Here is a 26,598-nt window from a genome sequence, read left to right on the forward strand (position 1 = left end):
CGTCCGTGCAGGCCCCCTGCCTGCGTTCCGGACAGACCCTAGATGACGGGGTCGAGCAAGCGGGAGCGGCGGCCGCCGCAAGGCGCAAGAAGCGCCGCGATGCGGCCGTCGGCGGCCGTCGGGAGGCGGGGTCCCCCCCGCCCCCCCCCGGGGCGGACGGGACGCGGGCGCTCGGCCCTACTGGCCCAGCGCCCGGCCCAGCACGTACACCGCGGGCGCGGCCAGGGCCAGCGGCAGCGCGACGCCGGCCGTCATGTGCACGAAGCGCGACGGGTAGTCGTAGCTGGCCACCCGCAGGCCGATCAGCGCGCAGCCGCCGGCCGCCAGGCCCAGCAGCGCGCCGGACGTCCCCAGGCCGGTCAGCTGGCCGGCGCCGATGCCGGCCCCGGCGGCGGCCACCAGGGCGACGCCGATCGAGACGGCGGACGGCAGCGGCAGCGCCCTGGCGAGCGTGGCCACCGCGACCGCGGCGGCGCCGACGGTCACCGCGTGCCCGCTCGCCGCGAGCTGCCCGGCGGCGAGCACCGCCAGCGCGGTCGAGGTCAGCCCGGCGGTCAGTGCGTACATCCGCTCGTCGGCGCTGCTGCGGTTGCGCAGCTGGAGGATGAGGACGAGCAGGCACCACACGCCGAGCGTGCCGATGCCGACCAGCGGCGCGCTCTCGCGGTCGGTGGCGAGCAGGGCGGCGTCGGTGGTCAGTCCGGCCAGGAACGCCAGCGCGATGCCCTGGCGGGCCGGCCACATGCCGTTCAGCCGGAACCAGCCGGCGGCGGTGACCGCCTGCAGCAGCGCCACCGGTACGGCGAGCACCGGGCGGCCCAGCGGCGCGGTCAGCGCGAGCAGGGCCGCGAGCACGGCGGTCAGCGCGGCCGGCTGGATACCGGGCGGGATGATCGGCGAGCGGCCCTCGGCGCGGGCGCGCTGGTTGGGCGCGAGGTGTGCGGTGCCGACCGGCGCGGTGGCGGCCGGTGCGGTGCCGACCTGCGCGGTGGCAGCCGGCGCGGCGGCCGGTGCGGGCCGGGCCGGCGGGTGCTGGTGGGCGTGCGCCTCCTCGGCCGGCGGGGCGCTCTGGTGCTGGGCGGGCAGCTGGCCGTAGTGCTGCTGGGGCGGTGCGGGCTGCTGCTGCGGCTGCTGCCCGTACGCCTCGTAGCCGTAGGGGCTGCGCCCGTACGGGTCGTGCCGGGGCTGCTGTTGCTGCTGCCCGTAGGCGTCGTAGGCCTGCTGCCCGTACGGGTCGCCGTACGCCGCCGGGGCGTCGTGGGGCGGGTGCCCGGAGTGCCGGGCCTGCTGGGCGTACGGATCCGGCTGCGCGTACGGGTCGTGCGACGGGTACGGCTGGTGGTCCTGCGGCTGATGGTCGTTCATGGTCTCCTGCTCACCCTCCCGCGAACGGCGGCAGCACCTCGACCGTGCCGCCCTCGGCCAGCGGCACCGCCGCATGGTCGCGGGTGCCGACCGGATCGCCGTCCACCAGGAACGAGCAGCGCATCAGGACGCGGGCGAACTCGGGGTTCTGGGAGTGCGCCGCGCGTGCCGCGTCGAGCGCCTCGGCGAGCGTCGCCGCCGCATACGGCTCCTCAGCCGTGCCGGCGGCGGCCTTGGCCGCGGCCCAGTAGCGCACGGTGCCAGTTGTTGTCACGGCGGCCTCTTCGTCGTGTCGGTCGGGGGCCGCCCGCCTTGCGTGCCGCCCCGTCGTCTGCCGCCTCCATGATGGCGCACGCGGCGGCCGGTGCCGTTCCGGGCACGTCCCGGCAGCGGACCGCCCGGCACGTCGCCGGCGGGCTGAGGGAAATTCGATTGCCGAGGGCAAGTGTTCACATAGGCTCCCTATGTGTTGGTCCGACTCGCACGGGCGCATCTGCGGCCCCACAAGCGTTCGATATCCCTGATCGTGCTCCTGCAGCTGATCCAGACCCTGGCGACCCTCTACCTGCCCACCCTCAACGCCGACATCATCGACAACGGTGTCGTGAAGGGGGACGCGGGCTACATCCTCCGCATCGGCGGCTTCATGACCGCCGTGACCCTGCTGCAGATCGTCTGCGCGATCGCCGCCGTCTACTTCGGTGCCCGTACGGCCATGGCGCTCGGCCGGGACATCCGCCTCGCGGTCTTCGACCGGGTGCAGTCCTTCTCCGCCCGGGAGGTCGGGACGTTCGGCGCCCCGTCGCTGATCACCCGCACCACCAACGACGTCCAGCAGGTCCAGATGCTGGTGCTGATGACGTTCACGATGATGGTCTCGGCGCCGATCATGTGCGTCGGCGGCGTCGTCATGGCGCTCAACCAGGACGTTCCGCTGTCCGCCCTGCTGCTGGTCATCGTCCCGGCCCTCGGGATCCTCGTCTCACTGATCGTGCGCCGGATGCGCCCGCTCTTCCGCGGGGTGCAGGAGCGCATCGACACCGTCAACCGCGTGCTGCGCGAGCAGATCGCCGGTATCCGCGTCATCCGCGCCTTCGTCCGCGACGGGCACGAGCGCGAGCGGTTCGCCGGGGCCAACACCGACCTGTACGACGTGTCGATGCGGGCCGGCCGGCTGATGTCGATGATGTTCCCGCTGGTCATGCTGATCATGAACCTCTCCAGCGTGGCCGTCGTCTGGTTCGGCGGCCTGCGCATCGACAGCGGCGACATGCAGATCGGCGCGATGACCGCGTTCCTCAGCTACCTGATGTACATCCTGATGTCGATCATGATGGCGACGTTCATGGTGATGATGCTGCCGCGCGCGGAGGTCTGCGCCGAGCGCATCCAGGAGGTGCTGGCGACCGACTCCAGCGTCGTACCGCCCGCGCACCCCGTCACCGAGCTGCGCCGCCACGGCGAACTGGAACTCCGCGACGTCGAGTTCCGCTTCCCGGGCGCCGAGCAGCCGGTACTCAAGGACATCTCGCTGACCGCCCGCCCCGGTGAGACCACCGCCGTCATCGGCTCGACCGGCAGCGGCAAGTCCACCCTCCTCGGGCTCGTCCCCCGCCTCTTCGACGCCACCGGCGGCACGGTCCTGGTGGACGGCGTGGACGTGCGCACCCTCGATGCGGAGACCCTCGCCAAGACCATCGGCCTGGTCCCGCAGAAGCCCTACCTCTTCTCCGGGACGGTCGCCTCCAACCTGCGCTACGGCAATCCGGACGCCACCGACGACGAACTGTGGCACGCCCTGGAGACCGCCCAGGCGCGGGACTTCGTCGAGCGGATGGAGGGCGGCCTGGACGCCCCCGTCGCACAGGGCGGCTCCAACGTCTCCGGCGGCCAGCGCCAGCGCCTGGCCATCGCCCGCGCCCTGGTGCGCCGCCCGGAGATCTACCTCTTCGACGACTCCTTCTCCGCCCTGGACTACGCGACGGACGCCGCGCTGCGGGCGGCGCTCGCCCGCGAGACCGACCGGGCGACGGTGGTGATCGTCGCCCAGCGGGTCTCCACCATCCGCGGCGCCGACCGGATCGTCGTCCTGGACGAGGGCCGCGTGGTGGGCACCGGCACCCACACCGAGCTGATGGCCGACAACGAGACCTACCGGGAGATCGTGCTCTCCCAGCTCACCGAGCAGGAGGCGGCGTGACCACCGCGGACAAGGCGGACAAGGGGGCGGCGGCTCCCGCGGCCACCGAGGAGGCCCCTTCGAAGGCTCCGGCCCGGGGCCCGGCCCCGGCGGCCGGCCCGGCCCGCATGATGGGCGGCCAGCCCACCGAGAAGTCCATGGACTTCAAGGGCTCCGGCAAGCGGCTGCTGGCCCAGATGCGGCCCGACCGCGCCGCGATGTCCGTCGCGCTGCTGCTCGGCGTGCTGAGCGTGGCGCTGACCGTCGTCGGCCCCAAGGTCCTGGGGCACGCCACCGACCTGATCGTCTCCGGCGTCATCGGCCGCCGGCTGCCCGACGGGCTCAGCAAGGCCGAGGCCGCGGCCCGGCTGCGCGCCGACGGGCAGGGCGGGCTGGCCGACATGCTCACCACGATGCCGGTCGTCCCCGGCCACGGCATCGACTTCGGCGCGGTCGGCCAGGTCCTGCTCTGGGTCACCGTGATCTACGCCGCGGCGTCCCTGTGCGGCTTCGTCCAGGCCCGGATCGCCACCAAGGTCGTCCAGCGCACCGTCTTCCGGATGCGTGAGCAGGTCGAGGAGAAGCTCGCCCGGCTGCCGCTGAGCTACTTCGACAAGCAGCAGCGCGGTGAGGTGCTCTCCCGCGCCACCAACGACATCGACAACATCCAGCAGACCCTGCAGCAGACCCTCAGCCAGATCGTGGCCTCGCTGCTGACCATCCTCGGCGTGCTCGCCATGATGTTCTGGATCTCCTGGCTGCTGGCCCTGGTCGCCCTGATCACGGTCCCGGTCTCGGTCGTCGTCGCCACCAAGGTCGGCAAGCGCGCCCAGCCGCAGTTCGTCCAGCAGTGGAAGACCACCGGCAAGCTCAACGCGCACATCGAGGAGATGTACACCGGCCACAGCCTGGTGAAGGTCTTCGGCCGCCAGAAGGAGTCCGCCGCGCTCTTCCGCGAGCAGAACGAGGCGCTCTACTCCGCCGGCTTCAGGGCCCAGTTCATCTCCGGCGTCATCCAGCCCGCGATGATGTTCATCGGCAACCTCAACTACGTCCTGGTGGCCGTCGTCGGCGGTCTGCGGGTGGCGTCCGGATCCCTGTCCATCGGTGACGTCCAGGCCTTCATCCAGTACTCCCGCCAGTTCAGCCAGCCGCTGACCCAGGTCGCCTCGATGGCCAACCTCGTCCAGTCCGGCGTCGCCTCCGCCGAGCGGGTCTTCGAGCTGCTCGACGCCCGGGAGCAGGAGCCGGACGCGGCCGAACCGGCCCGGCCCGAACACGTCGCGGGCCGCGTCGAGTTCGAGGACGTGTCCTTCTCGTACACCGCGGACAAGCCGCTGATCGAGAACCTGTCGCTGTCCGTCCGCCCCGGCCAGACGGTCGCCATCGTCGGCCCGACCGGCGCGGGCAAGACCACCCTGGTCAACCTCCTGATGCGGTTCTACGAGGTCGGCGGCGGCCGGATCACCCTCGACGGGGCCGACATCGCGGCCATGTCCCGCGAGGACCTGCGCGGCCACATCGGCATGGTGCTGCAGGACACCTGGCTCTTCGGCGGCACGATCGCGGAGAACATCGCCTACGGCGCCCCCGCCGGCACCTCCATGGACAAGATCGTCGCCGCCGCGAAGGCCACCCACGTGGACCGTTTCGTGCGCACCCTCCCCGACGGCTACGACACCGTCATCGACGAGGAGGGCGGCAACGTCTCGGTGGGCGAGAAGCAGCTGATCACCATCGCCCGCGCCTTCCTCGCCGAACCCGCGATCCTCGTCCTGGACGAGGCCACCAGCTCGGTCGACACCCGCACCGAGGTCCTCATCCAGCACGCCATGGCCCAACTCCGCACCGGCCGCACCAGCTTCGTCATCGCCCACCGCCTGTCCACCATCCGCGACGCCGACACCATCCTGGTCATGGAGCAGGGCAGCATCGTCGAACAGGGCTCGCACGAGGCGCTGCTGGCCGCCAACGGCGCCTACGCGCGGCTGTACGCGGCGCAGTTCGCGGAGGCGGTGGCCGAGACGGGGTGAGGCCGTCTCGCCGGCGGTGCGCCCGTGACCTGACGGCGGTGCCGGGCCGGGCCGGGGCGCGCACGGGGTGCGCATCCGTGCGCTCCCTGTGCTCCCCCCCGGCCGCAAAGCGCCGTCCGCTCGTGCGCGGGGCGGGGAGCCGGCGGGCAGCCGGCGGCGGTGGTCGGGCGGTGGTCGGGGCGGCGGCCGGGCGGCGGCCCGGGGAGCGGTTCGCAGACCCGGCCGGGGCCCGCGGCCGGGACTGCCGCCCGGTGTCCGGCCGCCGCCGGACCTCGTGGGAGGCCGTGATCATGTCCGCATGCTGGGAAAACGCGGCTGCGGCGAAAAAAGGTGCGGAGGTGGCCGGCGCCGGCGGGGCGCCGCGCGAGGGCGGCGGCCACGGCGTCGGCCGGGGGCGCCGGATCCGCTTCAGGACGGGCTTCGCGGGGGTGTGGGCGGCCGTGGGCCGGCCCCTCTTTCCGTCAACTGAGGACACGCGCCGACCACTCGAAGTGATCGAGAGAACACAAGAACGTGCAAAATCGGCCTCGGGCTCGGAAGCCGGGTGGGCTATTCTGCTGGACAAGAAGGATCCGGGCAGCGTAGCCCCCGGGTCCTTTTGTGCTTTCAGCCGCGAGCCGCGCGGCTGAGGGGACCGTACGAAGCAGTGCCGCAGACTCCCCCGGCCAGGGCCGGGAGGTGCCCCCGTCGCAGGGACCGAGGAGGAACCAGACGTCATGGGCGAGCGAAGCAGGCAGGACCGTGAGCAGGACAGGGCGAAATGCTCCGGGAACCGGGTAGGTGGTCGGAGGTGAGTTCGCTCCTGCTGCTGACCAACGCACTCCAGCCGTCGACGGAGGTGCTCCCGGCGCTCGGCCTGTTGCTGCACAGTGTGCGGGTGGCCCCCGCCGAGGGCCCGGCCCTCATCGACACCCCCGGGGCCGACGTCATACTGATCGACGGCCGCCGGGACCTTCCGCACGTACGGTCCCTGTGCCAGCTGCTGCGGTCCACCGGGCCGGGCTGCCCCCTGGTGCTGGTCGTCACGGAGGGCGGCCTGGCCGCGGTCACCGCCGACTGGGGCATCGACGACGTCCTGCTGGACACCGCCGGCCCCGCCGAGGTCGAGGCGCGGCTGCGGCTGGCGATGGGCCGCCAGCAGATCACCACCGACGACGGCCCGATGGAGATCCGCAACGGCGATCTCTCGGTGGACGAGGCGACCTACAGCGCCAAGCTCAAGGGCCGGGTCCTGGACCTGACCTTCAAGGAGTTCGAGCTGCTGAAGTACCTGGCGCAGCACCCGGGCCGGGTCTTCACCCGCGCCCAGCTCCTGCAGGAGGTGTGGGGCTATGACTACTTCGGCGGTACGCGGACCGTGGACGTGCATGTCAGGCGGCTGCGCGCCAAGCTCGGCCCCGAGCACGAGTCGCTGATCGGCACGGTCCGCAACGTCGGCTACCGCTTCGTGACGCCGGAGAAGGCGGAGCGCCAGACGGAGGCCAAGGCCAAGGACGGCGCCGAGCAGGCCGCCGCCAGGTCCGCCCGGGGCGAGTCCGCGGACGGCCGGGGCGCCGTCGACGGTGACGGTTCCCCCAGGGCGGTCGCCGCCGGCGCGGAATCCACCGCCGTACGGCCTGCCCGCCGGTAGGACCACCCGCGTAGACTGCCGCGCGTGGCCAAGGTGACGCGGGATGATGTGGCAAGACTGGCGGGTACGTCCACCGCCGTTGTCAGTTACGTCATCAACAACGGACCCCGGCCGGTCGCCCCGGCCACGCGCGAGCGGGTGCTCGCCGCCATCAAGGAGCTCGGCTACCGGCCGGACCGCGTCGCGCAGGCGATGGCGTCCCGCCGTACCGACCTCATAGGCCTGATCGTGCCGGACACCCGGCAGCCGTTCTTCGCGGAGATGGCGCACGCGGTCGAGCAGGCCGCCGCCGAGCGCGGGAAGATGGTGCTGGTCGGCAACGCCAACTACCTCGACGAGCGCGAGGTGCACTACCTGCGGGCGTTCCTCGGGATGCGGGTGTCGGGGCTGATCCTGATCAGCCAGGGCCCCAGCGAGCACGCCGCCGCCGAGATCGACGCCTGGGACGCCCGGGTGGTGCTGCTGCACCGCAGGCCGGACGCCATCGACGACGTCGCGGTGATGACCGACGACATCTGGGGCGCGCAGCTGGCGACCCGGCATCTGCTGGAGCACGGCCACCCCTATGTCGCCTTCCTCGGCGGCACGGAGGAGACCCCGAAGTCCGGCGACCCGGTCACCGACCACGTCGAGGGCTGGCGGCGGGCGATGCTGGAGTCGGGCAAGACACCGGACGGCCGCTACTTCCAGGCGCCGTACAACCGCTATGACGCCTACCAGGTCGCGCTGAAGCTGCTGGCCGGGCCGGAGCGGCCGCCGGCGATCATGTGCGCGACCGACGACCAGGCGATCGGTGTGCTGCGGGCCGCCCGCGAGCTGCGGATCGATGTGCCCGGGGAACTGGCGGTCGCCGGCTTCGACGACGTCAAGGAGGCCGCGCTGACGGATCCGCCGCTGACCACGGTCGCCTCGGACCGCGAGGCGATGGCGCGGGCGGCGGTCGATCTGGTGCTGGACGACGGGCTGCGGGTGGTCGGCTCCCGGCGGGAGCGGCTGCGGCAGTTCCCGTCGCGGCTGGTGGTGCGGCGGTCGTGCGGGTGCGACGGCGGCTAGGGCCGCTCCGGCCCTGACCCGTCGGACGGCCCCCGGCCGTCCCTCCGTCCATGCCGCCACGCGGGTTCTTTATACCGGGCATACCCACTTCTGTCGGGTCTCTCAGGGCGTTCTCAGACGGTTCTCATGGACCGGGAGCACAGTGATCACCATGACCGAGAGCTACCGCCGAAGCGGCGACGAGATGCCACAGGACCGGCCGTACGCGTACGGCACCGAGCACGGCGCGGAGCACCACGGCGGGCAGGCCTTCCCGCCGCCTCCGCCCTACGCCCCCGCGCCCCCGCGGCGCCGGGCCCGCCGGCCGGTCGCGCTGATCGCGGCGGTGGCGCTCGTCTCCGGTCTCGTCGGGGGCGGCAGCGCGGCGCTGATCGCCGGTGCGACCGCCCGGCAGAGCGCCGACGGCACCTCGACCCCGCTGGTCAACGCGGGCAAGAGCAGCGGCAGCGGGGTCTCGGGCGTGGCCAAGGCGGTCAGCCCGGCGATAGTGGAGATCAAGGCGCGGACCGCGAGCGGGCAGTCCACCGGTTCCGGTGTCGTCATCACCGGTGACGGCGAGATCGTCACCAACAACCACGTGGTCGCGGGCGCGGACACGGTCGTGGTCACCTTCAGCGACGGCAGCCGCAAGCGGGCCGAGGTCATGGGCACCGACCCCGGCAAGGACCTGGCGCTGATCAAGGTCCGCGGGGCCAAGGGCCTGACCGCGGCCGCGCTCGGCGACTCCGACAAGCTCGCGGTCGGCGACCAGGTGGTCGCCATCGGCTCCCCCGAAGGCCTCACCGGCTCCGTGACCAGCGGCATCGTCTCCGCCCTCAACCGGGACGTCACCGTCCCCAAGGAGGACGGCCAGGGCCGGCAGAACGACCCCGACGGCGGTGGCGGCTGGCCGTTCGAGTTCGGCGGCAACCAGTACAACGGCGACACCGGCTCGTCGAAGACCTCCTACAAGGCCATACAGACCGACGCCTCGCTCAACCCCGGCAACTCCGGTGGCGCCCTGATCAACATGCAGGGGCAGATCGTCGGCATCAACTCCGCGATCTACTCGCCGAGCTCGGCGACGAGCAGCACGGCGGGCAGCGTCGGCCTCGGCTTCGCCATCCCGATCAACACCGTCAAGGCCGACCTCGACGCGCTGCGCGGCGGCGGGAGCGGTGGCTCCAACAGCGGCGTGTGACGGCCCGCCGCTGCGCCGCCCGCGACCGCCCCGCCACGGGACGTTCCGCGTCCCCGCACCGGGACCGCCGCCGCCGTGCGAGGCTGAGGAGCAGCCCTTCGTCCCGTCGTCCCACCCGAGGAACCCATCCACATGAGCCCCGCCGAGCACGGTGATCAGCCCGCCCGCATCCTGATCGTCGACGACGAGCCCGCGGTCCGCGAGGCGCTGAAGCGCTCGCTCGCCTTCGAGGGGTACGGGACCGAGCAGGCGGTCGACGGACTGGACGCGGTCGAGAAGGTCGCCTCCTACGACCCCGAGCTGATCGTGCTGGACGTCCTGATGCCGCGGATGGACGGGCTGACCGCCGCCCGCCGGCTGAGGGCGAGCGGGGTGACCGTACCGATCCTCATGCTGACCGCCCGCGACACGGTCGGCGACCGCGTCACCGGGCTGGACGCCGGCGCCGACGACTACCTCGTCAAGCCCTTCGAGCTGGACGAGCTGCTCGCCCGGATCCGCGCGCTGCTGCGCCGCAGCTCCTACGCGGCGGCGGCCGGCGCGCAGCCCGAGGAGGGCGAGACGCTTCGCTTCGCCGATCTGCGGATGGACCTGTCGACCCGCGAGGTGGTCCGGGGCGGCCGGCCGGTCGAGCTGACCCGCACCGAGTTCACCCTGCTGGAGATGTTCCTGGCGCACCCGCGGCAGGTCCTGACCCGCGAGCAGATCCTCAAGGCCGTGTGGGGCTTCGACTTCGAACCTACCTCCAACTCCCTCGACGTGTACGTGATGTACCTGCGCCGCAAGACCGAAGCGGGCGGCGAGCCGCGGCTGGTGCACACGGTGCGGGGGGTCGGGTACGTCCTGCGGACGGACGGCGGAGCGGAATGAACCACGGCCACACGGGCGCGGGAGGCCGGCTCGGCGCGCACTTCGGGCGGCTGCCGCTGCGCTCGCGGCTGACCCTGCTCACCGCCGCCGCGGTGGCGGTGGCGGTGGCGGTCTCCGCGCTCGCCTGCTGGCTGCTCACCCGCGCCCAGCTGCGCGACGAGGTGGACAACTCGCTGCGGAACGTCAGTGTCCCGGCGGACTATCTGCAGGTCACCTACGCCAACTGCCAGCCCACCGACCCCACCGAGAACACCAACGCCCCGCCGTCGTACTACAACGTCCAGATCGTCCAGGTCGACGGCTCGCGCTGTGTGGGGCCCAACTCCCAGCCGGTACGCGTGCAGCGCACGGACCTCGCCGTGGCGCAGGGCGTGCTGCGGGACACCCTGCACGACGCGGTCACCACCGGCGGCGCGGACGTGCGGGTGCTGACCAAGCACATGGACGTCCAGGGCGGGCAGTTCGCGGTGTCCATCTCGCGTCCGCTGGGGGAGATCGACAGCGCGCTGAACACCCTGGCGCTGCTGCTGGCCGCCGTCGCGGGACTGGGTGTCGTCGGCGCGGGCACGGCCGGGCTGGTCATCGCGCGCTCCGGCCTCAAGCCCGTCGACCGCCTCACCGAAGCCGTCGAACACGTCGCCCGCACCGAGGACCTGACCATCCGCATCCCGGCGGACGGCGAGGACGAGATCGCCCGCCTCTCCCGCTCCTTCAACTCCATGACCGCGGCGCTGGCCGCCTCCCGCGACCTGCAGCAGCAGCTGATCGCGGACGCGGGCCATGAGCTGCGGACGCCGCTGACCTCGCTGCGGACGAACATCGATCTGCTGGTGCGCAGCGAGCAGTCCGGCCGCGAGATCCCGGCCGCCGACAAGGCGGCGCTGCTGTCCTCGGTGAAGGCGCAGATGGGGGAGCTGGCGGCGTTGATCGGCGATCTGCAGGAGCTGTCGCGGAACCCCGAGCCCGGGCAGAGCGCCGTCGAGGTCGTGGCGCTGCACGACATCGTCGGCTCGGCGCTGGGCCGGGCCCGGCTGCGCGGCCCGTCGCTGACCATCACCGCCGACATCGAGCCCTGGTACGTACGGGCCGAGCCGGCCGGGCTGGAGCGTGCGGTGGTCAACCTGCTGGACAACGCGGTCAAGTTCAGCCCGGCCGGCGGCGGCATCGAGGTCTCCTTGGCCGGCGGCGAGCTGACCGTACGCGACCACGGCCCGGGCATCCCGCAGGACGAGCTGCCGCACGTCTTCGAGCGGTTCTGGCGCTCGCCGTCCGCGCGCAGCCTGCCCGGCAGCGGCCTGGGGCTGTCGATCGTGGCGCGTACGGCGGAGCAGGCGGGCGGCGCGGTACGGCTGCGCTCCGCCGACCTCGGCGGCACCGAGGCGGTGCTGACCCTGCCGGGTGCGCCGACGCCACCGCCGCAGCTGCCCGACGAGCCGCCGGCGCCGCCGGGCGCGGGGAGCTGAGCCCCGGCCGGGCGGCGCTGCCCGCCCCCGGCCGCTACTTCTTCGCCGCGTCCCCGAAGGGGAGGTTCGACCCCGACAGCTCGGCCCGGATGCCGTCCTTCTGGACGGAGATGTTGCGCAGCCGGACGTCGCCGGGCGTCTTGGGGAGGCGGAAGGACAGCGACAGCCGGTCGGCGAGCTGCGGCTTGGTCAGTCCGCTCAGGGCGCCGAGGATCTTGGGGTCGATGCCGACCTTCTCCAGCAGCCAGGGGTGGTCGATCACCACGTCGACGAGGTTGACCTTCATCAGCTGCTCGATGAAGCGCGGCGACCCGGTCAGCTCGTGCAGCTTCTCCTCGTTGCGCAGCGCCTCTTCGATGTACGGCCGGGGGATGCCGATCCGGTCCGCGATCGCCGGGACGGACAGCATCGACTTGACCTTGGCGGCCTGCCGGCTGAGGTCGGCGGCGGCCTTGCGGGTCAGCCGCAGGCCCTCCTCCTTGCCGGTGCCGGGGCGGTAGACGGCGACATCGCCGATGTCCAGGCGCATCCGGCTGATCTCGGTGGAGATACCGCGGTCGCCGGCCCGCTGAATGCGGGCCTCGGCCTGTACGCGCAATGCGTGGCCGGCGATCGGCAGTTGCCCGTCCGCACGGATGGAATTGTGTCCCAGCTCACTGAATTTCACCTGTGAGGCGCCCAGTTCGCGGTTCATGTCGTCAAAGGCGAGCAGCACGGTGCCGTGCATGGAGCCGATCGTGGCGCCCTTGACGGAGGTGGGCAGATCGCCGTCGAGGCGTACGTCGTTCGCGGTCGCCTCGAATTTCGCCAGCGATACCCGGTCGGCGGCGACATCGGGAATGGTGACGTGCACCTGGTCGACGCTCTTGCCCAGGACCTGGGTGAGGAACGGGAATCCCTGGATGTCGACTTCCGGGGTGGCGTTCAGATGGAGCGCGTCCTTCAGCTTTTCCGCGGTCTTGTCCTGTGCGTACAGGACGGCGAACCGGTCGAAGAGGCTCAGGAACGCGGTGCACACGAGCACCGCCACCAGCAGCTTCACGGTGATCGGGACGGCGGCGAAGCGGCTGATGCCGCGCTTGGTGCGGCGGTGGTTGGGCCGCTTCCAGGCCTCGCCCTCGTCGTCGTCCGAGCGCAGCCCCAGGCCCAGCGGGTCGTCGCTGTCGTCGCGCTCGTTGAGGTAGGTGCGGCGGCGGGCGGATCCGGGACCGTCGAACGCGCCGAATTCCGCGTCGAGTTCGGCCGCCGGGTCCGGCTCGGGGTCGGCGAGGGCCGCCAGATCCGCATACGGATTGACCGGTTCAAGCTTTCTGGTGTCGCCGGCGAGGTCGTTCCCGGCGCCCGGCACCGGGGAATCGGAGTGGGCGCGGTCAGCGGGCGCCGACGAGGGTGAAGATATGCGTATGGGGGTTCGCATCCGAACATCCCACCACGAGTACGACCCTTGAACGCAACTCAAACTGTGGGTAAGCCGGAAAAGTGAGGGTTGTCCACTCGGTCTTGGCAAAAAATACCGCGCTCGCCGGGCGGAGCTGAACTACCGTCACTCCTCTTGCCTGACTGCGGAACCGGCCGCATCACACGGCCGAATTCGCCTTTCCTCGAAGGTGGTCCTCATGATCGTGGTAACCGGAGCAACCGGCAACATCGGCCGCAGCCTCGTCGGCCGGCTCCTCGCGGAAGGCGCCGCGGTACGCGCACTGACCCGCGACCCGGCGCGCGCGGCGCTGCCGGACGCGACGGAGGTGGTCCGCGCCGACCTCACCGGCACCGACGACCTCGTACCGCTCCTCGACGGCGCGGACGCGCTCTTCCTCAACCTCGCGGCCGGTGGTGACGGGGCGGCGGCCCGCCTGATCGACGCCGCCGCCAAGGCCGGTGTCCGCCGTATCGTCCTCAACTCCTCGATGGGGGTGACCGACACCCCTGCCGACGAGACCAACTTCATCTCCCGTATGCACGCCGCCCTGGAGCGCGCGGTGCGCGACTCCGGCCTGGAGTGGACCTTCGTCCGCGGCGCCAACTACGCCACCAACACCCTCGCCTGGGCCGCGTCGATCCGTGAGTCCGGTGTGGTGCGCGATGCCCACCCGGGAGCCCGGGGCGTCCCCGTCCACGAGGCCGACCTCGCCGATGTCGCCGCCGTCGCCCTCCTGGACCGCACCGGCGCCCATCTGGGCCGGGCCTACCTGGTCACCGGCCCCGAGCCGATGACCGTCGCCGAGCAGGTCGCCGAGATCGGCCGGGCCATCGGGCGCGAGACCCGCGTCGAGCAGATCTCGGAGGACGCGGCGGTCGAGGCGATGGCCGGCCCGCACCTGCCGAAGGAGGCCGCCCGGGAACTCGTCCGGATGTTCGGCGGGACCGTCGACGCCCCGCCCTTCGCCCCCTCCGACGCCGTCGAACGCGTCACCGGCCACCCGGCCCGCACCTTCGCCCAGTGGGCGAGGGATCACGCCGCCGACTTCTCCTGAGCGGCCCGCAGTCCCCGCTGGTAGCGCAGCACCAGCGGCAGCATCACCACCGCGCCCACGAAGAAGTACGTATTGATCGCCATCGTCGTCCAGAATTCCCCGGACGCGGCATCGATCGGCTGCTCCGACAGCCCCAGTAGGCCGTACGGGGTGAGTCCGGTGGCCGTCGTGACGTTCTCGACGAGCCCCGGCACACCCCGTACGGCCAGCAGCACCGTCCCGCCCCACAGCGGCAGCCGCACCATCCACGCCGGGAGCCGCCGCCCCCACGGCCGTACCGTCGCCAGCGCGAGCGCCGCACCGGCCGCCGACATCACCGTGATCAGCCCGTCGTAGGCGAGGAACACCCACACCGGCCCGGCGTCCTCGCCGCCCATCGCCGACCGGTGGTCGACACCCATCCACAGGTGCCAGACGAACGACGCGGTCAGCCACCCGAAGGCCGCATACGCCCAAAGAACCGTCCGCCGTTGGGGAGGCCGCACCGAAGCCGCTCCGCGCACAGAAGTCATACCCGGCACGCTAGGAACGCGGACGCGACCGGACATCCTCCTACGGGCGGCTCCACTTCCCCCGCGAGGCGGAGCCGCCCAGGGCCCGCCGCCGGGCGAAAACCCTTTGCCGCCAGGGGACTTCCCGCCCTACCGTCCGCGCATGCTGCCTCGTGTGGAAACGGACGACGAGTGGGACGCGATCGTCCCCGATGAAGCGGTGATGCGGCCGGGGGCCGCCGAGCTGTGCAAGCGGCTGGGGCTGGCGGACGCGCCCCTGGGCCGCTTCCCCACCGGCTCGCAGCCGGTGTACTCCGTCGGGGACCGGTATGTGCTCAAGCTCTTCCCCGCCGCCGGTGCCGACGACGGCATCGCCGAGGCCCGGGTCCTCGCCCACCTCCAGGGGCGGCTCCCCGTGCCCACGCCCTACCTCCACGACTCCGGCGAGTACGTCAACGGCTGGCGCTATGTGCTGATGTCCCGGCTGCGCGGCACCGACCTGGCCGTCGCCTGGCCCCGCATCCCCCGCGCCGACCAGGACCGCATCGCCACCGAGGCCGGCGAGACCCTCGCCGCCCTGCACGCCCTGGACCCCGCACCGCTCACCGACGTCCTGGGCCCGGGAGACTGGGGCGCCTTCCTCGGCCGCCGGCGCGCCGCGGCCGTCGACCAGCAGCGCTCCCGCGGGCTCGCGGAGCACTGGCTGGAGCAGATCCCCGACTTCCTCGACTCCGTGGCGCTGCCCTCGCAGCCGCCCGCCGCCCTCCTGCACACCGAGTTCATGCGTCAGCACCTGACGGTCGAGGAGACCGACGACTGGCGGCTGACCGGGCTCCTCGACTTCGAGCCCGCCATGATCGGGCACCGCGCGTACGACTTCGTCGCCGTGGGCCTGTTCGTCTCCCGCGCCGATCCCCGCCTGCTGTCCCGCGTCTTGGGCGCCTACGGCACGGACTTCGCGCCCCGCGAGCTGCTGGCCTACACGCTGCTGCACGTCTACAGCGATCTCCCCTGGTACCTGCGCGAACTGCCCGCCCCGCCCGAGGCGACCCTGGAGTCGCTGGCGGAGCGGTGGTTCGGGACGGGGTGAGCCGCCCGGGGGCGGTGGCTCAGAAGTCCACCAGGGCCCGGTCGTCGACGCGGGCCACCGACTCCTGGCCGAAGCGCTTGGTGTAGGCGGTGCGGATGCCTTCGATCGCGGGGTCGTGCCGGCGGGCCTGCGAGGTGGGGTAGAAGAGGGTGAGTTCGTAGGAGCGCTCGCGTTCGATGGTGCCGTGGGCGTCGCGGTACTGGCCCCGGCCCGCCTGGACGGTGAGGCCGTCGGGGAAGTGCGGGGTGACGAACCGGTCGACGAAGGCGCGGAACTGCCGGTCGGTGACCGCGGGACCGCCGTCGGGGCGGGCGGTGCCGAAGAACAGGCTGGTCTCGATGTACGGGCTGCCGTGGGCGGGCAGCGGCGGCTGCGAGGCGGGGGCGCGCCCCGGGGCCACGGCGGGGGCCGCGGCGGGGGACGCGGCACCGAGCAGCACGGCGGACAGGGCCAGTACGGCCAGCCGCCCGCGGGCGTGCTGGGACGTCGTGCGCGGGGAACGCGACGCGGGCAGGGAACGCAAAGGGGCTTCCTCTCGTGGGACCGGCCGAGCGAGGTGCTCGGCCGGATAACGACAGGAAGCCCCGTGGAGCTACTGCGGGCCGCCGCCGACGGCTACTTCACCACGGTGATCCGGTCCGCCTTGGGCGGGGTGAGGGGCTGCTGTGCCGAGGAGTGGGCGGTCAGGTAGCCGGTGAAGGCGTCGAGGTCGGAGGGGCCGACGTACTTGTTCCGGCCGTCCTTGAAGGCGGGGAAGCCGTCGCCGCCGCCGGCCAGGAACTCGTTCATGGCGACGCGGTAGGTCTTGGCGGGGTCGAGGGCGGCCCCGTTCAGCTTGATGGAGTCCTTGACGACGCGGTCGGCGCCCGTCTTGGTCATGTCCAGGGTGTAGGTCAGGCCGTCGGAGACCTGGAGGATCTTGGGGGAGGCCTCGTTGGGGCCGCTGACCTGCTGCTGGAGGGCGGTCAGCAGCTGGGCGCCGGTGAGGTCGACGACGTTCGTCATGTTGGTGAAGGGCTGGACGGTGAACGCCTCGCCGTAGGTGACGACGCCGTCGCCCTCCGAGCCGGCCGCCTTGAAGGCGAGGTCGGAGCGGATGCCGCCGGGGTTCATCAGGGCGAGCTGGGCGCCGCCCTTGTCGGCCGCCTTGGTGGCTTCGAGCTGGGCGTCGGCGATGACGTCGCCGAGCGGGGACTCGGGGGCGTTCGCGCCGCGGCCGGCTATGTCGGCGGAGATGTGGCCCACCGGCCGGCCCGCGACCGGGGCGGCCAGCTTGTTCCAGCGGGCGATCAGGGACGTCATGTCCGCGGCCTTGGGCTGGGTGCGGTCCACGACGTGGTTGACCGCGCCGGGGGCCTTGACGCTGGTGCGCACGATGTCGCCGGTGCGGCGGTCGTACGTCAGTGTGGTGTCGGTGTAGAGCTTGCCGTAGGACGCGGCGGAGGTGACGGTGCGCGGCCGGCCGGAGGGGTCGGGGATCGTGCAGGCGTAGGCCTGGTGGGTGTGGCCGGTGACCAGGGCGTCGACCTTGGGGGTGACGTGCTTGGCGATCTCGGTGATCGGGCCGGAGATGCCGTCGCCGGGGCCGGGGCTGTCGCACTTGTAGTTGTAGGAGGTGGAGGCGGGCATGCCGCCTTCGTGGATGAGGGCCACGATCGCCTTGACGCCCTGCTTGTTCAGCACCTTGGCGTACTTGTTGATCGTTTCCACCTCGTCGTGGAACTTCAGGCCCTTGATGCCCTCGGCGTTGACGATGTCGGGGGTGCCCTCCAGCGTCACCCCGATGAAGCCGATCTTGACGCCCTTGCGCTGCCAGACGGTGTACGGCTTGAGCAGCGGCTTGCCGGTCGTCTCGTCGGTGACGTTGGCGGTCAGGTACGGGAAGCCCGCGCCCTGGAACTTCTCGCCGTCCTCGTAGCAGCCGTCCTTCGGGTGGCAGCCGCCCTTCTGCAGGCGGGTCAACTCCGTGCGGCCCTCGTCGAATTCGTGGTTGCCGACGGAGGTGACGTCCAGGCCCAGCTTGTTCATGGCCTCGATGGTCGGTTCGTCGTGGAACAGCCCGGACAGCAGCGGGCTGGCGCCGACCATGTCACCGGCCGCCGCGGTGACCGAGTAGGGGTGGCCCTTGCGGGCCGTCCGCAGGGACTGGGCCAGGTACTCGACGCCGCCGGCCGGGACGGCCTTCTTGGTGCCGTCCGGCTGGAGCTCCTCGACCGTGCCGGAGGAGCCCTGCGGCGGTTCGAGGTTGCCGTGGAAGTCGTTGAAGGAGAGCAGCTGTACGTCGACGGTGCGGCCGGAGCGCTCCGCCGGGCCGGTGTCGGCGCCGGCCGGCAGGGCGGTGGCGGCGAGGCCCGCCGCGGCGGCCAGGGCGGCGGCGCCGATCGTCAATCTGCGTACGGTGCGGCGCCGTTGCGGTGTCGCTGGCATGGATTCCCCTCCTGGATGTACCTGAGCGGACGGCAGCATACGGTTGACGCGCGTAGCGCAACAGGGGGTGCCGGGTTACGGCCTGATTGCCGGGGAGCGGCGGGAGAGTGGGTGGCGCCCCTGCGGGGCCCCGGCCGAGACGTACGCTTCAGACATGACTGACGCTGCACAGGAGATGGGACGGACCGGCCGCCGGATCCAGGTGGTCGACGAGCTCGCGCCGGAAGGGGCGGCGGCCGTCCTCGAGCTGATCGAGCGGGCCGCGCGCACGGACGGGCAGCCCGCCGTGTCCGAGCAGGGACGGCTGCAGCTGCGGGGCGGCCCGCGCGAGGGCGTGCGGCATGTGCTGGTGTACGCGCGCGGGGACGAGGCCGAGGAACTGGTCGCGTACGGGCAGCTGGAGGACACCGACCCGGTGGAGGCGCCGGCCGCCGAACTGGTGGTGCACCCCGGGTTCCGCGGCCGCGGGCACGGCCGGGCGCTGGGCGGCGAGCTGCTGGAGCAGTCCGGGCGCCGGCTGCGGGTCTGGGCCCACGGCGGGCATCCGGCCGCCCGGCACCTGGCCCAGACGCTGGGGCTGACGATGTTCCGGGAGCTGCGGCAGATGCGGCGCTCGCTGGCGGATCTGGAGCTGGCCGAGCCGGTGCTCCCCGAGGGGGTGTCGGTGCGGACGTTCCAGCCGGGCACGGACGACGCGGCCTGGCTGGAGGTGAACGCGGAGGCGTTCGCGCACCACCCGGAGCAGGGCTCGCTGACCCAGCGCGACCTGGACGACCGCAAGGGCGAGGCGTGGTTCGACCCGAAGGGCTTCTTCCTGGCGGAGCAGGGCGGCCGGCTGGTCGGCTTCCACTGGACCAAGGTGCACGCCGACGAGGGCCTCGGCGAGGTCTATGTGCTCGGGGTGCGGCCGGGGTCCCAGGGCGGCGGCCTGGGCAAGGCGCTGACCTCGGTCGGGCTGCGGCACCTGGCGGGGCAGGGGCTGCCGACGGCGATGCTGTACGTCGACGCGGACAACGTGGCGGCGGTGTCGGTGTACGAGCGGATGGGGTTCGTCACGCACGAGACGGATCTGATGTACCGCTCGGAGACGTGAGGGGCACGCAGGCGTGAGAGACGGCGGGGCGGGCCACGAGGGCCCGCCCCGCTCGTCGTTCGACGCCCTCAGCCCCGCTGGGCCCGCCACTCGCGCGCCAGCATCGCGTAGACCACCTCGTCGGTCCATACGCCGTCGAGGAACTCGTTCTCCCGCAGATGGCCCTCGCGGCGCATCCCCAGCCGTTCCAGTACCCGGGCCGAGGCGGTGTTGCGGCCGTCCAACTCGGCCTGGACGCGGTGCAGTCCCAGCTCCTCGAAACCCAGCTTCAGCAGCGCCCGGCTGGCCTCGGTGGCGTAACCCCGCCCGGAGTGGTCGGGGTTGAAGACATAGCCGATGCCGCCCTGGCGGTGCTCGCGGCTGGTCCAGACGAAGCTGACGTCGCCGACCAGGGTGCCGCTCTCGCGGACGACGGCGGCGAGCTGGAGGATGTCGCCGGAGTCGCGCAGCGTGGTGCGGGCGGACTTGGTGGCGACGGACTCCCGGGACCCGGCCTCGTCGAGGGGGCCCCAGTAGAGGTACCGGCAGACCTCGGGGCGCCGTTGGTAGGCGTGGATCGCGGCGAAGTCGTCGGCGGTGACGGGGCGCAGATCCAGTCGCGCGGTGCGGATCGGGTAGTCGGGGGTGTACGGCAGCGGCGGCGTGGGGGGGTTCGAAGGTATGGGCACGCGGTCAGCGTAGGCGGCGAGGTTGACAGGTGCAGCCCACTTCCCGCACGCTTCCACTACTTCATTAGTGGAATGGGGCGGGGATGGGGCAGGGGGCTCGGGGGATGGCGATCCGGCCGGTGGACCACGAGGCGACCGGCCGCAGCACGGGCCGCACCGCCGTCGAGGCGATCGGCCTCGGCAGGCGCCACCGCCGCCGCTGGGCGCTGCGCGACTGCACCTTCCGGCTGCCGGCCGGCCGCATCTGCGCACTGGTCGGGCCGCCCGGCTCCGGCAAGACCACCCTGCTCTCGCTCGCTTCCGGGCTGGTCCGCCCCACCGAGGGCGCGGTGCGGATCGGCGGCGCGAGCGGGTCCGGCCCGGCCGGCCGCGCCAAGGTCGCGTGGGTGGCCCAAGGCGGGCCGCTCCACCCCCGGTTGACGGTCGCCGAGACGCTGCGGCTGGGCCGCGAGCTCGCCCCGGGGCACTGGAGCGAGCAGCGCGCCGAGCGGATCGCGCGGGCCGGCCGCCTTCCCCCGGACGCCCGCGTCGGCGCCCTCTCCGCCGGACAGGGCGTCCGCCTCGCGCTCACCCTCGCCCTCGCCCGGCAGCCCGAAGTCCTGCTGCTGGACGACCTGCCGGCGCACGCCGACCCGCTCGTACGGCACCAGGTCGCCGCGCTGCTGCTGGCCCAGACCGCCGAGTACGGCACGACCGTGGTGCTGACCTCGCCTCCGCTCGCCGAACTGGACGGGGTCTGCGACCACTTGCTGGTGCTGGGCGGTGGCCGGGTCCGGCTCGCGGGCGCGGCCGCGGACGTCGTCGGGGCGCACGCCCTGGTGATGGGGGAGCGCCGGGGCGAGGGGCTGCCGCCTCAGATCGCCGCCCACCCGGTCGTCGACGCGCAGCTGTCGGGGCGTCACTTCACCGCGGTCGTACGGCCCGAGGGCACGATCGCCCCCGGGCCGTGGGAGGTGGCGGAGCCGTCCGTCGAGGAGCTGCTGCTCGGCTATCTGCGGGCCCCCGACCCGCCCGCGCCGGGCGCGCCGGGCGGGGAGCCGGCCGCCGCGCGGCCGCGCCGCCTCCCCGGCGGCACGACCGGGCACCGGCCCGGCATCCCGGGCATGCCGCGCAACGCGGCACCCGGCCGGCCCGGCCCGCCGGGCGGCGCACCACGCATCGGCCACGACCATCACAGCGGCAAGGGAGCGGCGGCATGACCGGCACCACGGCACACCTCACGGCAGGCGGGAACGGGCCCGGCGCGGGCGGCGCCGGCCGCGGCGACGCGCCGGGCGATCCGGCCGGGCGCCGGACGGCGGGCGGGATCGCCCCACTGCGCGGCCTGCCCTGGCTGGTCTGGCGGCAGCACCGCCTGGTCCTGGGCGTGACTCTCGCCGGAGCGGCCGCCGCCGCGGTCTGGGGCGCGGTGCTGCGCGGCCGGATGGCCGGGTTCATCGACGCCCACCAGATCGCGGGCTGCTCGCTGATCTCCCTGGTCCCGGGCTGCGAGGGCACCCAGGAGGCGGTCGGCGCCTTCCGCGCGGCCTACCACCCGTCGCTCCGGCTCGCCGAGCTGGGGCTGATGCTGCTGCCCGTGCTGATCGGTGTGTTCCTCGGCGCGCCGCTGATCGCCCGTGAGCTGGAGGCCGGCACCCACCAGCTCGTACTGACCCAGTCGGTCGGCCCGCTGCGCTGGCTCGCGGCGAAGCTCGCGGTGCCCGCGCTGGTCGTGCTCACCGCGACCTCGGGGCTCTCGGCGGTCTTCGCCTGGCTCTGGCAGGTCGGCGGCGACGAGGTCTCCGGCTCCTACTGGTACTCCACCCTCGGCTTCGACTCGCTCGGCCCGATACCCGTCGCCTACGCCCTGCTGGGCCTGGCGGCCGGGACGCTGGCCGGCCTGCTGCTGCGCCGTACGGTCGCGTCGATGGCCCTCACGCTGGCCGCCATGATCGTGCTGCAGTCCGCGTTCACGCTGCTCAGGCCGTATCTGATGCCGATCACCACGACCTCGTTCGGGCGTGACGCGGCGGTTCGGGCGCCGGACGACAGCTGGGTCCTGCGGGAGGGGTACACCACCCGCTCCGGCGCCCGGCTGACCGCGGAGGACATGGGATGCCGGCCCGACGGCGACCATGCCGGCTGCCTGCGCGAGCACGAGGTGACCGGCCGGTTCCTGGACCAGCATCCGGTGGGGCACCACTGGCCGCTGGCGTGGATCGAGGCCGGCCTGGTGCTGGCGCTGGCGGCGGCCCTGACCGCGCTCGCCTTCCGGGTGATGCGCCGCCGGTACGGCTGAAGCCCGCGGGCCGGGGCCTCCCGCCCCGGCGGCACGGCCGAGGCGCCCGCCGGCCACCTCCCGTCCCGGCGGCACGGCCGCTATCTTGGCGTCCCCGAGGGGCGCGGGAAGGCACCGGGAGGCGGCACCCGGGCCGGTGCCCGCCCCCGCCCGTGGCACCCCGATTGCCTGTCCGCCATATCCGCGTTACCAGTGATTCAATGTTGCTTGCGAGCATCGCTGAATGCAGCCCGCTGTGCCGAACGTCCCCAACCCGAGGCTCCGTCTCGCGCCGCCTCCTCCTGACGCGCCTGGAACCCCGGGGACGCGGAAGAATAAGGCCATGAACCAGCAGCCCAGCGCTCAGGCCCAGGTCCAGCCCGAGATGCCGACCACGAAGCCCCCGCAGGCGCCGGCCCCCTCGGCCCAGCCGTCCGTGGGCTCCATCGCCGCGCACCGCCCGAACGCGGTCCGCGGGACGGTGCCGGGCCTGGAACCGGACCTGGACGCCGATCCGGACGCGTACGAGGACCAGGGCGTGGTGGGCGCGGACGGCGAGGAGCTGCCGAGCGGCCGCTTCCTGGACCGCGAGCGCAGCTGGCTGGCGTTCAACGAGCGGGTGCTCGAACTGGCCGAGGACCCGGCCACCCCCCTCCTCGAACGGGCTAACTTCCTGGCGATCTTCGCCAGCAACCTCGACGAGTTCTTCATGGTCCGCGTCGCCGGGCTCAAGCGGCGGATAGCCACGGGCGTGGCCACCCGCTCCGCGTCGGGCCTGCAGCCCCGCGAGGTGCTGGAGCAGATCTGGACCCGCTCGCGCGAGCTCATGGCCCGGCACGCCGCCTGCTACCAGCAGGACATCGCCCCCGAGCTCGCCGAGCAGGGCATCCATCTGATCCGCTGGCCGGAGCTGACCGAGAAGGAGCAGGCCCGCCTGTTCACCCTCTTCCGCCAGCAGATCTTCCCGGTGCTCACCCCACTGGCGGTGGACCCCGCGCACCCCTTCCCCTACATCTCCGGCCTCTCGCTGAACCTCGCCGTCGTCGTGCGCAACCCCGTCAGCGGCCACGACCACTTCGCGCGGGTCAAGGTGCCGCCGCTGCTCTCCCGCTTCCTGGAGGCCTCCCCGCAGCGCTACGTCCCCATCGAGGACGTCATCGCCGCCCACCTGGAGGAGCTGTTCCCGGGCATGGAGGTGCGCGCGCACCACATGTTCCGGGTCACCCGCAACGAGGACCTGGAGGTGGAGGAGGACGACGCGGAGAACCTCCTCCAGGCGCTGGAGAAGGAGCTGATGCGGCGGCGCTTCGGGCCGCCGGTCCGCCTGGAGGTCGAGGAGTCCATCGACCCGGCCGTGCTCGACCTGCTGGTCCAGGAACTGAAGATCTCCGACGCCGAGGTCTACCCGCTTCCCGGCCCGCTGGACCTGACCGGACTGTTCGGGATAGGAGCGCTGGACCGGCCCGAGCTGAAGTACCCCAAGTTCGTCGCCGGCACCCACCGCGACCTCGCCGAGGTGGAGTCCGCCTCGGCCCCCGACATCTTCGCGGCCCTGCGCGTGCGCGACGTCCTGCTGCACCACCCCTACGACTCCTTCTCCACCTCCGTGCAGTCCTTCCTGGAGCAGGCCGCCGCCGACCCCGACGTCCTGGCGATCAAGCAGACGCTCTACCGCACCTCCGGGGACTCGCCGATCGTCGACGCCCTGATAGACGCCGCCGAGTCCGGCAAGCAGGTCCTGGTCCTGGTCGAGATCAAGGCCCGGTTCGACGAGCAGGCCAACATCAAGTGGGCGCGGAAGCTGGAGGAGGCCGGCTGCCATGTCGTCTACGGCCTGGTCGGCCTCAAGACCCACTGCAAGCTCTCCCTGGTCGTCCGCCAGGAAGGCGAGATGCTGCGCCGCTACTCCCATGTGGGGACCGGCAACTACCACCCCAAGACGGCCCGGCTGTACGAGGACCTCGGCCTGCTGACCGCCGACCCGCAGGTCGGCGCGGACCTCTCCGACCTCTTCAACCGGCTCTCCGGCTACTCCCGCCGCGAGACCTACCGCCGGCTCCTGGTCGCCCCCAAGTCCCTGCGGGACGGCCTGGTCCAGCGCATCAACAAGGAGGCCGCGCACCACCGCGCGGGCCGCCCCGCCTACGTCCGCATCAAGGTCAACTCGATGGTCGACGAGGCCGTCATCGACGCCCTCTACCGTGCCTCGCAGGCGGGCGTACCGGTCGACATCTGGGTGCGCGGCATCTGCGCGCTGCGCCCGGGGGTCACCGGCCTGAGCGAGAACATCCGCGTCCGCAGCATCCTCGGCCGCTTCCTGGAGCACTCCCGGGTCTTCGTCTTCGGCAACGGCGGCGAGCCCGAGGTGTGGCTGGGCAGCGCCGACATGATGCACCGGAACCTGGACCGGCGGATCGAGGCACTGGTGCGGGTGGCCGACCCGGCCCACCGCGCCTCCCTCAACCGGCTGCTGGAGACCGGGACGGCGGACTCCACGTCCTCCTGGCACCTGGGCCCGGACGGCGACTGGAACCGGCGCGCGGTGGACGCGGACGGCGCGCCGCTGCGCAACGTACAGGAAATGCTCATCGACGCCCGGAGGCGCCGGCGTGGCCCAGCGACATGACCAGCCGATCGGGGGGCCGGCAGGTCTCCTCGGTGCCGGATACGAGCCCGGCGGGGCGCCCGGAGCCCGTGCCGCGGTGGTGGACGGGCCGTACGGCGCCGACGCCTGCGGTACCGCCCCCGGCGCCGACTCCGCCCTCGGCACCGGCCCGGACGGGACCGCCGAGGAGGTGCTCGCCGGCTATCTGCACCGGCAGTCCGCGGAGTTCCTGCGCAGTCTGCGGCTGCACCGCGAGAGCGGCCCGGACGCCGAGGGCGCCGGCGAGGCCGCCCGCCAGCTGCGCCGCGCCGCCCGCCGGATCAGCGCCACCCTGCACACCTTCCGGCCGCTGACCGAGGAGGCCTGGGCCGACCAACTCCTGGCCGAACTGGGCTGGTTGTCCGGCACCCTCGCCCGCGAGCAGGCCTGCGAGGCCCGCCGCGAGCGGCTGATGGCGGCGCTGCAGCGGCTGACGGGCCGGGGGGAACGGCCCGAGCGGCCCGCACGCGGCGAACGGGGCCCCCGGGGCGAACGCGGCAGGCGCACCGACCGGACGGCCGCCGGACAACGCCCCGCACCTGCCGCGTCGTCCGGCACCTCCCCGGAGCCGGCGGCCGCCGCCCCCTCCTCCGAGGCGGATCCCGACGCCGCGCTGTCGGCCGGCGCCGCGCGGGCCGGGGCGCTGCTGGACCGCCAGCTCACCCTCGCCCGCACCCGCGCCCACTCCGCCGCGCTGCAGGCGCTGGGCTCCTCCCGCTTCCACGCCGTCGCCGACTCCGTCGCGGTGCTCGCCTCCGAGGCGCCGCTGGCCCGTACGGCCGCGGAGCTGCCGGCCGCCGAGGCGCTGCCGCCGCTCGCCGAGCAGGCGCACCGGCGGCTGACCGAGGCGGTCGCGGCGCTGCCGCTGTCGCGTGCCGGGTACCCGTACAACGCCGAGGCGCTGACCGTCGACCACCGCCAGGACACGCCCTGGCACCAGGTCCGGCTGCTGGTGCGGCTGAGCCGTTACGCCCAGGAGGTGCTCGCGCCGGAGCGCGCCGATCCCCGGCTCCTGGAGGCCGCCCGGGCGCTGGAGCGCCACCGCGACGCCGCGGAGGCCGCCGCCGCTGCCGCCGCCGCGGCCCGCACCCCCCGCATCGCCCCCGCCACGGCCTACGCCCTGGGGGTGCTGCACGCCGATCAGCGCCATCAGGTGGAGGCCGCCCGGTTCGCGTTCGGCCGGGTGTGGCTGTCCAGGGCGCCCAGGGGCTGAGGGGGTGGGGAGGTGACCGTCCCTCAGAAGCCGGTGCGCGCCGCCGGCTGCGTACTGTGGCGCCGCGCGGCGTCCGAGGACGGGCTGGAGATCGGCCTCGTCCACCGCCCCAAGTACGACGACTGGTCGCACCCCAAGGGCAAGCTCAAGCGCGGCGAGAACGCGCTGGCCGGCGCGGTGCGCGAAGTGGCGGAGGAGACGGGGATGGACTGCCGCCTCGGCGCCCCGCTGCCGACCACCAGCTACCTCGCCGGCAGCCGCCCCAAGCAGGTCCGCTACTGGGCCGCCGAGGCCGTCGCCGGGGCCTTCACCCCCAACGCCGAGGTCGACCGCCTGGTCTGGCTCCCACCCACCGAGGCCCGCGACCGCCTCACCCACGAACGCGACCGGCCCCTGGTGGACGCGCTGTTGGCGTCCTTGCACCTGGCCTGAGTCCGCGGGGTCCGGCGTCTCCTTGCGCGCATGCGC

22 protein-coding genes are annotated in these 26,598 nt (G+C 73.2%); 15 read left to right on the plus strand and 7 right to left on the minus strand.

Going from position 1 to position 26,598, the window contains the following annotated elements:
• Positions 1-177 precede the first annotated feature (177 nt).
• Positions 178-1,365 (minus strand): hypothetical protein, encoded by a 1,188-nt coding sequence (locus AC0680_RS16775; RefSeq protein WP_478629051.1) that lies wholly within the window; start codon positions 1,363-1,365, stop codon positions 178-180.
• Positions 1,366-1,375: 10 nt separating this feature from the next.
• Complete coding sequence (locus tag AC0680_RS16780) at positions 1,376-1,621, minus strand: MoaD/ThiS family protein (RefSeq protein WP_468977473.1); 246 nt, start codon at positions 1,619-1,621, stop codon at positions 1,376-1,378.
• A 210-nt stretch (positions 1,622-1,831) separates the two neighbouring features.
• Here AC0680_RS16780 and AC0680_RS16785 point away from each other — a divergent pair, with 210 nt between their 5' ends.
• The 7 genes from AC0680_RS16785 to AC0680_RS16815 all read left to right on the plus strand — a co-directional run bounded on the left by AC0680_RS16785 (position 1,832) and on the right by AC0680_RS16815 (position 11,773).
• On the plus strand, positions 1,832-3,565 hold the full coding sequence (locus AC0680_RS16785) for an ABC transporter ATP-binding protein (RefSeq protein WP_478629054.1): 1,734 nt from the start codon (positions 1,832-1,834) through the stop codon (positions 3,563-3,565).
• Entirely contained in the window at positions 3,562-5,577 is a 2,016-nt protein-coding gene (locus tag AC0680_RS16790) for an ABC transporter ATP-binding protein (protein ID WP_478629055.1), read from the plus strand. The genes AC0680_RS16785 and AC0680_RS16790 overlap by 4 nt, the downstream gene beginning before the upstream one ends.
• A 790-nt stretch (positions 5,578-6,367) precedes the next feature.
• Complete coding sequence (locus tag AC0680_RS16795; protein ID WP_478629057.1) at positions 6,368-7,207, plus strand: response regulator transcription factor; 840 nt, start codon at positions 6,368-6,370, stop codon at positions 7,205-7,207.
• Between the two features lie 24 nt (positions 7,208-7,231).
• Positions 7,232-8,260: a LacI family DNA-binding transcriptional regulator gene (locus tag AC0680_RS16800; protein WP_384424775.1), complete on the plus strand. Its 1,029-nt coding sequence runs from the start codon at positions 7,232-7,234 to the stop codon at positions 8,258-8,260.
• Between the two features lie 151 nt (positions 8,261-8,411).
• Entirely contained in the window at positions 8,412-9,440 is a 1,029-nt protein-coding gene (locus AC0680_RS16805; protein ID WP_478629060.1) for a S1C family serine protease, read from the plus strand.
• 132 nt (positions 9,441-9,572) lie between these two features.
• On the plus strand, positions 9,573-10,310 hold the full coding sequence (locus tag AC0680_RS16810; protein WP_384486708.1) for a response regulator transcription factor: 738 nt from the start codon (positions 9,573-9,575) through the stop codon (positions 10,308-10,310).
• Positions 10,307-11,773, plus strand: a complete 1,467-nt coding sequence (locus tag AC0680_RS16815; RefSeq protein WP_478629062.1) for a HAMP domain-containing sensor histidine kinase — start codon at positions 10,307-10,309, stop codon at positions 11,771-11,773. Before AC0680_RS16810 ends, AC0680_RS16815 begins: the two co-directional genes overlap by 4 nt.
• A 34-nt stretch (positions 11,774-11,807) precedes the next feature.
• Here AC0680_RS16815 and AC0680_RS16820 read toward each other — a convergent pair whose 3' ends face one another.
• On the minus strand, positions 11,808-13,190 hold the full coding sequence (locus tag AC0680_RS16820; RefSeq protein WP_478629064.1) for an LmeA family phospholipid-binding protein: 1,383 nt from the start codon (positions 13,188-13,190) through the stop codon (positions 11,808-11,810).
• 199 nt (positions 13,191-13,389) lie between these two features.
• On the opposite strand from AC0680_RS16820, the gene AC0680_RS16825 reads away from it, so the two are divergent.
• Positions 13,390-14,247 carry an SDR family oxidoreductase gene (locus AC0680_RS16825; RefSeq protein ID WP_478629065.1) on the plus strand — a complete coding sequence of 286 codons (858 nt, stop codon included), beginning with the start codon at positions 13,390-13,392 and terminating at the stop codon, positions 14,245-14,247.
• Here AC0680_RS16825 and AC0680_RS16830 read toward each other — a convergent pair.
• On the minus strand, positions 14,226-14,759 hold the full coding sequence (locus AC0680_RS16830; protein ID WP_478629068.1) for a hypothetical protein: 534 nt from the start codon (positions 14,757-14,759) through the stop codon (positions 14,226-14,228). The two genes, AC0680_RS16825 and AC0680_RS16830, sit on opposite strands and share 22 nt — an antisense overlap.
• A 142-nt stretch (positions 14,760-14,901) precedes the next feature.
• Here AC0680_RS16830 and AC0680_RS16835 point away from each other — a divergent pair, with 142 nt between their 5' ends.
• A complete protein-coding gene (locus AC0680_RS16835; protein ID WP_478629070.1) occupies positions 14,902-15,828 on the plus strand; it encodes an aminoglycoside phosphotransferase family protein in 927 nt (308 codons plus the stop codon).
• Between the two features lie 19 nt (positions 15,829-15,847).
• On the opposite strand, the gene AC0680_RS16840 is transcribed toward AC0680_RS16835, so the two are convergent.
• Both AC0680_RS16840 and AC0680_RS16845 read right to left on the minus strand, forming a co-directional pair.
• A complete protein-coding gene (locus tag AC0680_RS16840) occupies positions 15,848-16,342 on the minus strand; it encodes a DUF3574 domain-containing protein (RefSeq protein ID WP_478629294.1) in 495 nt (164 codons plus the stop codon).
• 101 nt (positions 16,343-16,443) lie between these two features.
• Entirely contained in the window at positions 16,444-18,255 is a 1,812-nt protein-coding gene (locus AC0680_RS16845) for a bifunctional metallophosphatase/5'-nucleotidase (protein ID WP_478629072.1), read from the minus strand.
• Between the two features lie 175 nt (positions 18,256-18,430).
• On the opposite strand from AC0680_RS16845, the gene mshD reads away from it, so the two are divergent.
• On the plus strand, positions 18,431-19,348 hold the full coding sequence (mshD, locus tag AC0680_RS16850) for a mycothiol synthase (RefSeq protein ID WP_478629297.1): 918 nt from the start codon (positions 18,431-18,433) through the stop codon (positions 19,346-19,348).
• 68 nt (positions 19,349-19,416) lie between these two features.
• On the opposite strand, the gene AC0680_RS16855 is transcribed toward mshD, so the two are convergent.
• Positions 19,417-20,016 (minus strand): GNAT family N-acetyltransferase, encoded by a 600-nt coding sequence (locus tag AC0680_RS16855; RefSeq protein WP_478629074.1) that lies wholly within the window; start codon positions 20,014-20,016, stop codon positions 19,417-19,419.
• Positions 20,017-20,120: 104 nt separating this feature from the next.
• Between AC0680_RS16855 and AC0680_RS16860 the strand changes: the two genes are divergently transcribed.
• From AC0680_RS16860 to AC0680_RS16880, 5 genes are all read left to right on the plus strand, one after another.
• Positions 20,121-21,215, plus strand: coding sequence for an ATP-binding cassette domain-containing protein (locus tag AC0680_RS16860; RefSeq protein ID WP_478629075.1), 1,095 nt, complete (start codon positions 20,121-20,123; stop codon positions 21,213-21,215).
• Positions 21,212-22,294, plus strand: coding sequence for an ABC transporter permease (locus AC0680_RS16865; protein WP_478629077.1), 1,083 nt, complete (start codon positions 21,212-21,214; stop codon positions 22,292-22,294). Before AC0680_RS16860 ends, AC0680_RS16865 begins: the two co-directional genes overlap by 4 nt.
• Before the next feature lie 322 nt (positions 22,295-22,616).
• Positions 22,617-24,899 carry an RNA degradosome polyphosphate kinase gene (locus AC0680_RS16870; protein WP_478629079.1) on the plus strand — a complete coding sequence of 761 codons (2,283 nt, stop codon included), beginning with the start codon at positions 22,617-22,619 and terminating at the stop codon, positions 24,897-24,899.
• Positions 24,883-26,130, plus strand: coding sequence for a CHAD domain-containing protein (locus tag AC0680_RS16875; RefSeq protein ID WP_478629082.1), 1,248 nt, complete (start codon positions 24,883-24,885; stop codon positions 26,128-26,130). Before AC0680_RS16870 ends, AC0680_RS16875 begins: the two co-directional genes overlap by 17 nt.
• A 12-nt stretch (positions 26,131-26,142) precedes the next feature.
• Positions 26,143-26,562, plus strand: coding sequence for an NUDIX hydrolase (locus AC0680_RS16880; protein WP_478629084.1), 420 nt, complete (start codon positions 26,143-26,145; stop codon positions 26,560-26,562).
• Positions 26,563-26,598 lie beyond the last annotated feature (36 nt).

Source organism: Streptomyces sp. NPDC043738, from assembly GCF_056436545.1.

Bases quoted from the DNA above. Each gene is read 5' to 3' on its own strand.
- AC0680_RS16775 (WP_478629051.1), bottom strand. From the start codon at position 1,365: ATGAACGACCATCAGCCGCAGGACCACCAGCCGTACCCGTCGCACGAC.
- AC0680_RS16870 (WP_478629079.1), top strand. From the start codon at position 22,617: ATGAACCAGCAGCCCAGCGCTCAGGCCCAGGTCCAGCCCGAGATGCCG.
- AC0680_RS16815 (WP_478629062.1), top strand. From the start codon at position 10,307: ATGAACCACGGCCACACGGGCGCGGGAGGCCGGCTCGGCGCGCACTTC.
- AC0680_RS16820 (WP_478629064.1), bottom strand. From the start codon at position 13,190: ATGCGAACCCCCATACGCATATCTTCACCCTCGTCGGCGCCCGCTGAC.
- AC0680_RS16860 (WP_478629075.1), top strand. From the start codon at position 20,121: ATGGCGATCCGGCCGGTGGACCACGAGGCGACCGGCCGCAGCACGGGC.
- AC0680_RS16825 (WP_478629065.1), top strand. From the start codon at position 13,390: ATGATCGTGGTAACCGGAGCAACCGGCAACATCGGCCGCAGCCTCGTC.
- AC0680_RS16810 (WP_384486708.1), top strand. From the start codon at position 9,573: ATGAGCCCCGCCGAGCACGGTGATCAGCCCGCCCGCATCCTGATCGTC.
- AC0680_RS16805 (WP_478629060.1), top strand. From the start codon at position 8,412: ATGACCGAGAGCTACCGCCGAAGCGGCGACGAGATGCCACAGGACCGG.
- AC0680_RS16830 (WP_478629068.1), bottom strand. From the start codon at position 14,759: ATGACTTCTGTGCGCGGAGCGGCTTCGGTGCGGCCTCCCCAACGGCGG.
- AC0680_RS16845 (WP_478629072.1), bottom strand. From the start codon at position 18,255: ATGCCAGCGACACCGCAACGGCGCCGCACCGTACGCAGATTGACGATC.
- AC0680_RS16865 (WP_478629077.1), top strand. From the start codon at position 21,212: ATGACCGGCACCACGGCACACCTCACGGCAGGCGGGAACGGGCCCGGC.
- mshD (WP_478629297.1), top strand. From the start codon at position 18,431: ATGGGACGGACCGGCCGCCGGATCCAGGTGGTCGACGAGCTCGCGCCG.
- AC0680_RS16835 (WP_478629070.1), top strand. From the start codon at position 14,902: ATGCTGCCTCGTGTGGAAACGGACGACGAGTGGGACGCGATCGTCCCC.